The 11784-nt window shown below is 67.7% G+C and carries 6 protein-coding genes; 4 read left to right on the top strand and 2 right to left on the bottom strand.

All coding sequences use genetic code 11. From position 1 onward, the window contains the following. The first annotated feature begins 501 nt into the window (after positions 1-501). On the top strand, positions 502-774 hold the full coding sequence (locus tag J7U46_RS12355) for a hypothetical protein (RefSeq protein ID WP_282826185.1): 273 nt from the start codon (positions 502-504) through the stop codon (positions 772-774). A 26-nt stretch (positions 775-800) separates the two neighbouring features. On the opposite strand, the gene J7U46_RS12350 is transcribed toward J7U46_RS12355, so the two are convergent. Together J7U46_RS12350 and alaS are read right to left on the bottom strand one after the other, a co-directional pair. Continuing rightward, positions 801-1325, bottom strand: a complete 525-nt coding sequence (locus tag J7U46_RS12350) for a GNAT family N-acetyltransferase (protein WP_282826184.1) — start codon at positions 1323-1325, stop codon at positions 801-803. A gap of 203 nt (positions 1326-1528) precedes the next feature. Next, complete coding sequence (gene alaS, locus J7U46_RS12345) at positions 1529-4156, bottom strand: alanine--tRNA ligase (protein WP_282826183.1); 2628 nt, start codon at positions 4154-4156, stop codon at positions 1529-1531. A gap of 146 nt (positions 4157-4302) precedes the next feature. On the opposite strand from alaS, the gene J7U46_RS12340 reads away from it, so the two are divergent. From J7U46_RS12340 to J7U46_RS12330, 3 genes are all read left to right on the top strand, one after another. Continuing rightward, complete coding sequence (locus tag J7U46_RS12340) at positions 4303-5799, top strand: NAD-dependent succinate-semialdehyde dehydrogenase (protein ID WP_282826181.1); 1497 nt, start codon at positions 4303-4305, stop codon at positions 5797-5799. 90 nt (positions 5800-5889) lie between these two features. Next, positions 5890-10758: a response regulator gene (locus J7U46_RS12335; RefSeq protein WP_282826179.1), complete on the top strand. Its 4869-nt coding sequence runs from the start codon at positions 5890-5892 to the stop codon at positions 10756-10758. Next, entirely contained in the window at positions 10758-11729 is a 972-nt protein-coding gene (locus J7U46_RS12330) for a diguanylate cyclase (protein WP_282826177.1), read from the top strand. Before J7U46_RS12335 ends, J7U46_RS12330 begins: the two co-directional genes overlap by 1 nt. Positions 11730-11784: the final 55 nt, after the last annotated feature.

Raw genomic sequence — 11784 nt, 5'->3', positions numbered from 1 at the left:
GTGAAAGTAGGTCATCGTCAGGCTATTTACCCCGCGAAACCCTCCAGCTCACAAGAGCTGGAGGGTTTTTGCTTTTGCGCGGGGGAAATGTATATTGGAGGCTCACGGTATCAAGAGGCATCGGGCGCGAGGGTCTCGGGTGGGGCAAATGTCTTGCCACGCTTCGACGTCAGCAGAGATCCAGATACTCGCGGATCACCGTGAGATACCAATTGCAGTGCACCGTTCTTTTTGAAAAGAAGATGCGTGCGGCTAGAGCCGTGAGTGTTCAGAGGGAGGTCAGAGCGCTGCAGCTGGGCTGACGCCTTGGCGGGCCGATCTTCTTTCAAACCTGGGGACAAAGCGGCCTCCCATGATCTCCCGGGGAGTTCGCTCCCCCGTATCCCCGCTTTGTCGCTACGGGTTGCAGTTCGTCGCTTGCCCGTGGCAGCTCGTCGCTGGGCTGGGAATACTGCAGGCATTGAAAAGCTTGGCCATCAGACCGAGTTCGTGGAGAGACCCATGCGACGCAGCGACATACGCCTTCTTGCCAGTTCTGTGACCTTTGCCCTCGCGCTGGCTCTGCCGGCCGCGCCTGCGCAGGCCAGTGAAGTGGTCAAGCTGGCACGCCTGATCATCACGGGTAAGCGGCTGGGCAGCACGCCGCCGCCGCCGGTTGCGCCAGTGCCGGCCAAGTTGCCCCGCGTTGTCATCGAGGGGCAGCACATCGAGCCTTTCTTCCAGGTCGCTCAACAGCGGCCGGTCCTCAATCGGGGTCTGGTGCGCCCCATCTGATCGAGATTGACTCGAATCGCGCTGTCTCAGCCCCAGCGTGGCGGCTTGGGATGCAAGCGAGCCATAGCGAAGCTGTCGACATACTCGCCCTGGCGCAAGGCATAGCCGCGCAGCCGGCCCTCGATTTCGAAGCCGTGCCGCTGATACAGCTTGATGGCGCGCTCGTTGTCGCAATAGACCGTCAGTTCGATCCGCAAGGCTTGCGCCCAGTTGTCGGCGTAGTCGAGCAGGGCTGACATCAGCGCCGAACCTACGCCTGCCCCCTGTGATGCGGGCTGGACGGAAATGCCGAGCATCAGCGCATGGAGTCTCCTTAATGCCGGGCCGACCGGATGCAGGCCTGCGCTGCCTATCACCTGCTCTCCTCGAACCGCGACCAGGTGCAGATCGGACTTGCCAGGAGCGAGCCCTTCCGAGAGTCGTTGGCGCCAGGTTTCTTCACTGGGATAGGGCAGCTGCAGCAGGTTGCCGAAGACTTCCACGTCAGCCATCAAGGCACAGAGCGAAGCGGCGTCGGCCAGCTCGGCTCGACGGATCTTGAACGCAGACATCACCCCTCCTGTTTCACGCGCAAGGCATGCATTCTGCGGTGGATTGGGGCGGCCAGGGCTGCCTCGCTACCCGGACTCAGCATTCGAGCGCGCATTCGAGTGAACAGCAAAAAGGGCTCCGCGAGGGGCCCTTTGCATGTTGAGTGTGCGTGGCAGGGAGCTGTGGCGACTGACCGAAGCAGCAGACGCCGGTGCCTCCCGCGTCAGACCCGCTCGGCCACCCAGGCTTGCACACCGGCCAGCGCTGCAGGCAGGGCCTTTGCGTCGGTGCCGCCGGCCATCGCCATGTCGGGCTTGCCGCCACCCTTGCCGCCCACCTGCTGGGCCACAAAGTTGACCAGGTCGCCGGCCTTGAGCTTGCCGATGCTGTCGGCCGTGACGCCAGCGGCCAGCTGGACCTTGTCGCCGTCAACGGCGGCCAGCACGATGGCGGCGGTCTTGAGCTTGTCCTTCAGCTTGTCCATGGTCTCGCGCAGCGTCTTGGCATCGGCGCCGACCAGCGTGGCGGCCAGCACCTTCAGGCCCTTGACGTCCACGGCCTGAGCCATCAGCTCGTCGCCCTGGGCCGAGGCCAGCTTGCTCTTGGCGGAGGCGAGTTCCTTCTCGAGCGCCTTGACCTGGTCCAGCACGGCATGAACGCGCTGCTCCAGCTCGGTCGGCGCGGCCTTCAGCGTGCCGGCCACGGCTTGCACCGTGTCTTCCAGCGACTGCAGATAGGCGAGGGCGCCATCGCCCGTCACCGCTTCCACGCGGCGCACGCCGGCGGCCACGCCGCCTTCGCCAACGATCTTGAACAGGCCGATGTCGCCCGTGGCCTTCACGTGCGTACCGCCACAAAGTTCCTTGGAAGAGCCGATGCTCAGCACGCGCACCGTCTCGCCGTACTTCTCGCCGAACAGCATCATCGCGCCGCTCTTCTGGGCGTCGTCCAGCGCCATCACTTCGGCTTTGGCGCTGGCATTGGCCAGGATTTCTGCATTGACGATGGCCTCGACTTTGCGGATCTGCTCGGCCGTCATGGGCGCGTTGTGCGCGAAGTCGAAGCGTGTGCGCTCGGCGTTGACCAGCGAGCCCTTCTGCTGAACATGGCTGCCCAGCACTTCGCGCAGGGCTTTGTGCATCAGATGGGTCGCGCTGTGGTTGCGCACCGTCTTGCCACGCGCTTCGGCGTTGACCTTGGCGGCGAATTGGTCGCCTGCCTTGATCGTGCCTTCCAGCACGCGGCCATGGTGGCCGAACACGTCGGCCTGGATCTTCAGCGTGTCTTCCACTGCGAAGCGGCTGGTGTTGTTGCGCAGCTCTCCGCTGTCGCCGACCTGGCCGCCGCTCTCGGCGTAGAAGGGCGTGTGGTCCAGCACGACGACGGCATCGTCGCCGGCCTTGGCTTCGTTCACCAGCACGCCGTCCACATAGACGGCCGTGACCTTGCTGGTCTCGCAGACCAGGTGCTCGTATCCGTGGAAGGCCGTGGCAGCACCCTTGTATTCAAGGCCGGCGGCCATCTTGAACTTGCCAGCGGCGCGGGCCTGTTCGCGCTGACGGGTCATGGCGGCATCGAAGCCGGCCTGGTCCACCGTCACGCCGCGCTCGCGGCAGACGTCGGCGGTCAGGTCGACCGGGAAGCCATAGGTGTCGTGCAGCTTGAAGGCGGTTTCGCCGTCCACCTGCTTCTCGCCCTTGGCCAATGCCGCTTCCAGGATTTCCATGCCGTTGGCAATGGTCTGGAAGAATCGCTCTTCCTCCTGCTTCAGCACCTCGGTCACGCGGACCTGGGCCTGGCGCAGCTCGGGATAGGCGTCGCCCATCTGGTTGACCAACTCACCAACGATCTGGTGGAAAAAGGGCTTGCGCGCACCCAGCTTGTAGCCATGGCGGATGGCGCGGCGGGCGATGCGGCGCAGCACGTAGCCGCGGCCTTCGTTGCCCGGGATCACGCCGTCAACGATGGTGAAGGAGCAGGCGCGAATGTGGTCGGCGATGACCTTCAGCGAGGCGCTGTCCTTGTCACAGTCGCCGCCACCAGCCGCATCGACGGCAGCCTTGGCCGCAGCCAGCAGGGCCACGAAGGTGTCGATCTCATAGTTCGAATGCACATGCTGCAGCACGGCAGCCAGGCGCTCCAGGCCCATGCCGGTGTCGACCGAGGGCTTGGGCAGCTTGTGCATCACACCGTCTTCGGTGCGGTTGAACTGCATGAAGACGTTGTTCCAGATCTCGATGTAGCGGTCGCCGTCTTCATTCGGGCTGCCCGGAGGGCCGCCGGCGATCTCGGGGCCGTGGTCGTAGAAGATCTCGGTGCAGGGGCCGCAGGGGCCGGTGTCGCCCATCATCCAGAAGTTGTCAGACATGTAGCGGCCGCCCTTGTTGTCGCCGATGCGCACGATGCGCTCGGCGGGCACGCCCACTTGCTTGTTCCAGATCTCATAAGCCTCGTCGTCCTCGGCGTAGACCGTCACCCACAGCTTTTCGGCCGGCAGATGGAAGTGCTTGGTCAGCAGCTCCCAGGCGAAGGCGATCGCGTCCTGCTTGAAGTAGTCCCCGAAGCTGAAGTTGCCCAGCATCTCGAAGAAGGTGTGGTGGCGCGCCGTGTAGCCGACGTTGTCCAGGTCGTTGTGCTTGCCGCCGGCGCGAATGCACTTCTGGCTGGTGGTGGCGCGGCTGTAGGCGCGCTTGTCGAAGCCGAGGAACACGTCCTTGAACTGGTTCATGCCCGCGTTGGTGAACAGCAGCGTCGGATCGTCGCCGGGTACGACCGGGCTCGAGGCCACGATCTGGTGACCCTTGGACTCGAAGAACTTCAGGAAGGTTTGGCGAATCTCTGCTGCTTTCATTCCGGAGGGCTTTCTGCGGCTACCGCAAGCGGTAAATACTTGATTTTTCGGGGCTTTCGATTATAGGCGGGCAGGGCCCCGGAAGCGGCCCCAAGCCCGGGTAGAGTTGCCCCTCCAACGCAGCGAATGAGATGGAGCGAGCGACGATGGACCAATCCTTGTTGGAACCCCTGGCGGCCCTGGATGACGCCAGCCTGCTGAGGACCCAGGCCTTGATCGGGGGCGAATGGGTTGCGGGCAGCAGCGGCGCGCGCTTTGCCGTGCACGACCCGGCCACCGGCGCCTTGCTGGCCGAGGTGGCGAATCTCGGCGCGGTCGATGCCGAGGCCGCCATTGCTGCCGCCAACAATGCCTGGCCGGCCTGGCGTGCCAAACCAGCCAAGGAGCGCGCGGCCATCATGCAGCGCTGGTTCCAGCTGTTGATTCGCCATGCCGACGACCTGGCCCGCATCATGACGGCCGAGCAGGGCAAGCCTTTGTTCGAGTCGCGCGGCGAGGTGATTTATGGCGCCAGCTTCATCGAGTGGTTTGCCGAGGAGGGGCGCCGCATCTATGGCGAAACCATCCCGACCACGGACAACAGCAAGCGCTACCTGGCGATCAAGCAGCCCATCGGCGTCTGCGCCGCGATCACGCCGTGGAACTTCCCCATCGCCATGATCACCCGCAAGGTGGCGCCGGCCCTGGCCGCCGGCTGCACGGTGGTGATCAAGCCGGCCGAGGCCACGCCGCTGTCGGCCCTGGCCGTGGCCGAGCTGGCCCAGCGCGCGGGCATGCCGGCCGGCGTGCTGAACGTGTTGAGCGCCGACGCCGAGGCCTCCATCGCCATCGGCCAGGTGCTGTGCGACAACCCGGTCGTGCGCCATCTCTCCTTCACCGGCTCCACCGAGGTGGGCCGCATCCTGATGCGCCAATGCGCGCCGACGGTCAAGAAGCTCTCGCTGGAGCTGGGCGGCAACGCGCCCTTCATCGTGTTTGAGGATGCCGACCTGGATTCGGCCGTCGAGGGCGCCTTGGTCAGCAAGTACCGCAATGCCGGCCAGACCTGCGTCTGCGCCAACCGCTTCTATGTGCAGGAGGGTGTTTACGATGCCTTCGTCGAGAAGTTCGCGGCCAAGGTAGCGACGATCAAGGTGGGCAATGGCTTCACGCCCGGCATCAACCAGGGCCCGTTGATCGACGACGCCGCCATTACCAAGGTCGAGGCCCATGTGGCCGATGCCCTGGCCCTGGGCGCGCGCGTGGTGGTGGGCGGCCGGCGTGCCGAGGCCCTGGGCCTGCGCTTCTTCGAGCCCACGCTGCTGGCTGACGCCACGCCCGACATGCTCTGCGCCCGCGAGGAAACCTTTGGCCCCGTGGCGCCGGTCTTCAAGTTCAAGACCGAAGCCGAGGCCATCCAGCTCGCCAACAACACCGAGTTCGGCCTGGCCAGCTATTTCTACAGCCGCGACATCGGCCGCGTGTTCCGCGTCGGCGAGGCGCTGGAGTACGGCATGGTGGGCGTCAACACCGGCCTGATCTCCACGGCCGAAGTCCCCTTTGGCGGCGTCAAGCAAAGCGGCCTGGGCCGCGAGGGCGCGCGCCAGGGCATCGAGGACTACGTGGAGATCAAGTACCTCTGTCTCGGGGACATGCAGGCCTGATCCGCCAGGGATTCCACGGGGGCGCAGCCGCGCTGCCTGCGCTGAACATGGGGCCAGCTGCGCTGCACCTTGAGCGCGCGCAGCCAGCCCATGCAGGCAGCGTCTCCGGTGAACGGCATCCACAAGGCCTGGCAGCGCCTGCTGGCGCTGGCCGAGGCCTGGCCTGCGCTGCTGGTGCTGCTCGGTGGCCTGGCCAGCACCGGCCTGCTGGCGCTCACCTGGCAGGACGAAGCCGAACATGAGGTGCAGGGCCGCTTTGCCGGCCTGAGCGAGCGCATCGAGGCCGAGCTGGGGCGGCGGCTGGATGCCAGCGTGCTGGCGCTGGAAGGCGGACGCGGCCTGTTTGCCGCGTCGGGCGAGCTGCGCCGTGAGCAGTTCCGGGCCTTTGTCGAATCGCTGAGCCTGCAACGCGAGCTGCGCGGCGTGCGGGCCCTCGGCTTCGTGCAGGCCGTGCCGCGCGAGGAGTTGGCTGCCTTCGTCTCGGCCCAGCGCGCCCAGGGCGCCCAGCACTTCGCGCTGCAAAGCCAGCTCAGCGATGCCGAGCAGTACGTGGTGCGCTTCATCGAGCCGCTGCCGCGCAACCAGGTTGCCCTCGGCCTCGTGATGAACGCGGAGCCGGTGCGTTATGCCGCCGCCCTGCAGGCCCGTCGCAGCGGCGCGCTGACGCTGTCGGGCCGTCTGCGCCTGCTGCAGGAAGAGGACCAGGCCGAGGCCTTCTTGCTGCTGCAGCCGGTCTATCGCGGCGGCACGCCTCGTCGCGGTGAGCTGCCGTCGCCGCAGGCCTTGCAAGGCTTCGTCTATGCCGTGCTGATGGCCGGCGAGCTCGGCGCCGGCATTGGCCAGGTGGCCGACGGGCTGCTGGAGTTCGAGCTCTTCGATGGCGTGCAGCCGCTGCGCGAGCAGCGTGTCCATGCCTCCAACCCGACCGCGGGTGCCGCCCGCTTCAGCTGGCAGCGCCGCATCGCTATCGGCGGCCGCGAACTGCTGCTGCGCACGCAGAGCACGCCGGCCTTCGAGCAAAGCCCCAACCTGGAGCGGCCGCGCCTGCTGGCCGTCGCTGGCAGCCTGCTGAGCCTGGCCCTGGCCTGGGTGACCTGGCTGCTCAGCTCGGGCCGGCGTCGCGCGCTGGCCCTGGCCCGCGAGATGACGGTCGACCTGGAGCGACTGGCCCGTGTCGCCCGCGCCACCAGCAATGCCGTACTCAGCGGCGACCGCGACCTGCGCATCAACTGGGTCAACGAAGGCTTCACGCGCCTCACCGGCTACAGCCTGGAGGAGACGCTGGGCCGCACACCGGGCGAACTGCTGACCGCGCCCGAGACCGACCCGGCCGCGCTGCAGCTGCTGACCGATGTGACGCGCGAGGGCGTAGGTGCCCGGCTCGAGATCCAGAACCGGCGCAAGGACGGCAGCCTCTACTGGGCCGAGACCGAGATCCAGCCGATACGCGCGGCCGATGGCACGGTCACCGGCTTCATCGAGATCGCGCTGGACATCACCGAGCGCAAAGCCATGGAGGCCGAGCTGCGCGCCCGCAGCGCAATGCTGGACCATGCGGGCCGCCTGGCCGGCCTTGGGGGCTGGGAGCTCGACCTGCACAGCCGCACGATGCGCTGGTCGCTGCAGGCCTGCCACATCCATGACGAGCCCAGCGGCCTCATGCCCAGCCTGGACGAAGCGCTGTCCTACTACGCCAGCGGCGGGCGCGGCCTGCTGCAGGACGCGGTGGACGCAGCCGAGCAGACCGGCCAGGGCTGGGACGTCGAGCTGCCGCTGACCACGGCCCTGGGCCGCTTCGTCTGGGTGCGTGTCGTGGGCGAGGCCGCCGAGTGCGGGCCGGATGGCAAGGTCCACAAGCTGGTTGGCGCCTACCAGGACATCACGGCGCGCCGCGCGCTGGAGGCCCGCACGGTGCGGACCAACGAGGTGCTGCGCAGCGTGCTGGAGAACCTGCCCTGTGGGCTCAGCGTGTTCGATGCCGAGCTGCGGCTGCAGGCCTACAACGCCCAGTTCCGCACGCTGATCGAAATGCCGGACGAGCAGTTCCAGATCGGCCGCACCCGCTACGAGGACATCGTGCGCTTCAATGCGCTGCGCGGCGAGTACGGTCCGCTGGAGATGGCCGAGCGCCACATCGCCAAGATCATGGCGCGGGCCCGCAGCGAGCAGCCGCACCAGGTCGAATGGCAGCGGCCCAACGGCCGCTTCATCGAGGTGCGCGGCGCGCCCATGCCGGGCGGCGGCTTTGTCGCCACCTACCTGGACATCAGTGAGCGCAAGCGGGCCGAGGCCGAGATCACCCGCACCAGCCTCCTGCTGCGCACCGTGCTCGATGCGGCGGCCGACGTCTCCATCATTGCCACTTCGCGCGAGCGCACCATCACGGTCTTCAACCGCGGGGCCGAGCGCTTGCTGGGCTACCGCGCCGAGGAGGTGCTGGGCCAGAGCGCGCTGGGCCTGTTCCACGACCCCGAGGAAGTGCGCGCGCGCGCCGCCGAGTGGTCGGTGCGGCTGATGCGGCCTATCCAGGGCAAGGACGTCTTTGTCGACAAGGCCATGCTTGGGGTGGCCCAGGAATGGAGCTATCTGCGCAAGGACGGCGGCCGCGTGCCGGTGCTCCTGAGTGTCACGCCGATGCAGACCGAGAGCGGCGAGATGCTGGGTCACCTCGGCCTCGCCATCGACCTCACGCGCCAGAAGCAGCACGAGGCCTCGCTGCAGCAGGCCATGAAGCGGGCCGAGCAGGCCAGCGAGGCCAAGAGCCAGTTCCTGGCCAATATGAGCCACGAGATCCGCACGCCGATGAACGCCATCCTTGGCATGCTGCGGCTCCTGCAGAAAACGCCGCTGAACCCGCGCCAGGCCGACTACGCGGGCAAGGCCGACGGCGCCGCCCGTTCCTTGCTGGGCTTGCTCAACGACATCCTCGACTTCTCCAAGGTCGAGGCCGGCAAGATGAGCCTCGATCCGCACCCGTTCCGGCTCGACCAGCTGTTCCGCGAGCTGTCGGTGATCCTCTCGGCCACCGTGGGCAACAAGCCGGTCGAGGTGCTGTTCGACATCGCACCCGAGCTGCCACCGCTGCTGATGGGTGATGCGCTGCGCCTGCAGCAAGTCTTGATCAACCTCGGCGGCAATGCGATCAAGTTCACGCAGAAGGGCGAGGTCGTCGTGCAGCTCCGCCTGCTGGAGCGCAGCGAGCGCGAGGTGCTGCTCGAGTTCGCGGTGCGCGATACCGGCATAGGCATTGCGCCCGAGCATCAGGCGCAGATCTTCTCCAGCTTCACCCAGGCCGAGGCCTCGACCACGCGGCGCTTCGGCGGCACCGGCCTTGGCCTCTCCATCAGCCAGCGCCTGGTGCAGTTGATGGGCGGCGAGCTGCGGCTCGACAGCGTGCTCGGTGCCGGCAGCCGTTTCCATTTCCAGCTGCGCCTGCCCGTGCTGGCTGCCGGGCCGGCGCCCGCCCCGCCGCAGGCTGAGCAGCAGGAGCTGCGGGTACTGATCGTCGACGACAACCCGAGCGCCCGCGAGATGCTGGGCGCGATGGCGCGCTCGCTCGGTTGGCGGGTCGACACCGTGGGCTCCGGCGCCGAGGCACTGGCCCAGCTGACGGCGCGCCATTGCGGAGGCGCCAGCTACCAGGTCGTGCTGGTGGACTGGCAGATGCCCGGCATGGACGGCTGGGAGACGAGCCAGCGCATCCGCGAGCTGGCGCCCGATGCAGCCACGCCGCTCTTGGTGATGGTCACGGCCCATGGCCGCGAGATGCTGGCCCAGCGCAGCGAGCAGGAGCAGGGCCTCTTGAACGGCTTCCTGGTCAAGCCGGTCACCGCCTCGATGCTGCTCGACGCGGTGATCGATGCGCGCGCCGTTGGCGGCGCCGAGCCGGGCATGCCGATGCGCCTGCCTTCGCTGCAGCGCCTCTCCGGCCTGCGCCTGCTGGTGGTGGAAGACAACCTCAACAACCAGCAGGTCGCTTGTGAGCTGCTGGAAGACGAAGGCGCCAGCGTGCAGCTGGCGGCCGACGGCCAGCAGGCGGTCAACCTGGTCGGCAGCGCCGAGCCGCCCTTCGACGCCGTGCTGATGGACGTGCAGATGCCGGTGATGGACGGTCATGCCGCCACCCGCGTGATCCGCGAGCAACTGGGGCTGCGTAGCCTGCCTATCATTGCGATGACGGCCAATGCCATGCCCAGCGACCAGGCCGCCAGCCGCGCCGCCGGCATGGACGAGCATGTGGGCAAGCCCTTCGAGATCGACCACCTCGTTGCTCTCTTGAACCGCCTCTGCGGCCGCGGCAACCTGGCGGCACGCCTGCCGCGCGCCGGCATGGAGGACATCGCGCCGCTGCTGGAGTCGGCGCGCTTGCAGGGCGTGGCCGTGGCGGCTGCGCTGGACCGGCTGGGCGGCAAGCGCGAGCTGTTGGCGCGCATGTCAGCCAGCTTCGCCGCAGGCCAGGCCGAGCTGCCCCGGCGGCTGCGCGAATCGCTGGCAGCGCGCCGGGTGGCTGAGGCGGCGGGCGCCTTGCACGGCCTGCGTGGCCTGGCCGGCACGCTGGGCGCCGAGCGCCTGAGCGCCCAGGCCCAACTACTTGAGAACCGGCTGCGCGCCGAGGGCACGCTCGAAGAGGACCAGCTGCAGCGCTTCGAGCTCGAGCTGGCCGATGCCTGCGCCGCCCTGCAGGCCGTGGCCTCGGCCCTGACCTCGGCGCTGGCGGCCGCCTCGCCGGCCCCGGCCGTGCCGGCTGCGGAGAGCCCCAGCCTGGAGTCGCAGCTGCGCGCCCTGGCCACCTTGCTGGCCCAGTCCGACCTGGCGGCGCTGGAGGTGTTCGAGCAGTTGCAGCGCCAGCATGGTGCGGACCTGGGGCCAGGTCTTGCCCTGCTCGAAAAAGCCATCGCCGAGCTCGATTTTGAGACTGCCCTGGCCCAGTGCCAGAATCGGCTGCAGGGAGCAAGCTGATGGAAGATCTCGGCCTGACAGCGGATGGTGCGCCCGCGCACGATCACGGCAGCCTCTTGAGGCTGCTGGGCCGGCGCCCGCGCCTGCTGCTCGTTGACGACCAGCCGCTCAACATCCAGGCGCTGTACCAGGTGTTCTCGGCCGACTACCAGGTCTTCATGTCCACCCAGGCCTCGCAGGCCGTGGCCCTGTGCCGCGACCGACAGCCGGACCTGCTGCTGCTCGACGTGGAGATGCCCGGCATGGACGGCTACGAGCTGTGCCGCGAACTGAAGCGCACGCCCGACTTGCGCGGCATCCCGGTCATCTTCGTCACCGCCCACCAGGACGCCGAGGCCGAGACCCGTGGCCTAGAAGCCGGCGCGGTCGACTTCATCTCCAAGCCCTTCAATGCCGGTGTGGTGCGGGCCCGCGTGAAGGCGCAGCTCAGCCTCAAGCTGCAGTCCGACCTGCTGCGCCGCCTGGCCTTTCTGGATGGCCTGACCGGGCTCTACAACCGGCGCCATTTCGACGAACGCTATGACCTCGAGTTCCAGCGTGCACGGCGCACCGGCGCGCCGCTGTCCCTGGTGCTGGCGGACGTGGACTTCTTCAAGCGCTACAACGACCACTATGGCCACCTGGCCGGCGACGACTGCCTGCGCCGCGTGGCCACCGCGCTGAAGGACTGCCTCAAGCGCCCCGGCGACCTGCTCAGCCGCTATGGCGGCGAGGAGTTCGCCTGCGTGCTGCCCGAGACCGACCTGGCCGGCGCGCTGGCCGTGGCCACCAGCATGGAGCAGGCGGTGCGCGAGCAGCAGATGCCGCATGAGCAGTCCGACACCAGCCCCCTGGTCACCATCAGCCTCGGCGTGGCCTGCGTGCAGCCGCATGCCGGCGTCGAGCCGGCACAGCTGATCACCACGGCCGATGAGCAGCTCTACCGCGCCAAGGCGCAGGGGCGGGCCCGGGCCTGTGCATTCCAGCTATGAAGGCTTTTGTCGTTGATTGATTGTTGGGTAAGAAACCTCGTCAGAAAGGGAAACA

This window comes from Pelomonas sp. V22, from assembly GCF_030014915.1.
GTDB lineage: Bacteria > Pseudomonadota > Gammaproteobacteria > Burkholderiales > Burkholderiaceae_C > JAUASW01.
The sequence above is the reverse complement of the archived record's forward strand: the minus strand, read 5'-3'. Positions and strand labels throughout refer to the sequence as shown.

Excerpts from the sequence above, each read along its gene's own strand:
- J7U46_RS12355 (WP_282826185.1), top strand. The coding sequence starts at position 502 with ATGCGACGCAGCGACATACGCCTTCTTGCCAGTTCTGTGACCTTTGCC.
- J7U46_RS12335 (WP_282826179.1), top strand. The coding sequence starts at position 5,890 with ATGCAGGCAGCGTCTCCGGTGAACGGCATCCACAAGGCCTGGCAGCGC.
- J7U46_RS12330 (WP_282826177.1), top strand. The coding sequence starts at position 10,758 with ATGGAAGATCTCGGCCTGACAGCGGATGGTGCGCCCGCGCACGATCAC.
- alaS (WP_282826183.1), bottom strand. The coding sequence starts at position 4,156 with ATGAAAGCAGCAGAGATTCGCCAAACCTTCCTGAAGTTCTTCGAGTCC.
- J7U46_RS12350 (WP_282826184.1), bottom strand. The coding sequence starts at position 1,325 with ATGTCTGCGTTCAAGATCCGTCGAGCCGAGCTGGCCGACGCCGCTTCG.
- J7U46_RS12340 (WP_282826181.1), top strand. The coding sequence starts at position 4,303 with ATGGACCAATCCTTGTTGGAACCCCTGGCGGCCCTGGATGACGCCAGC.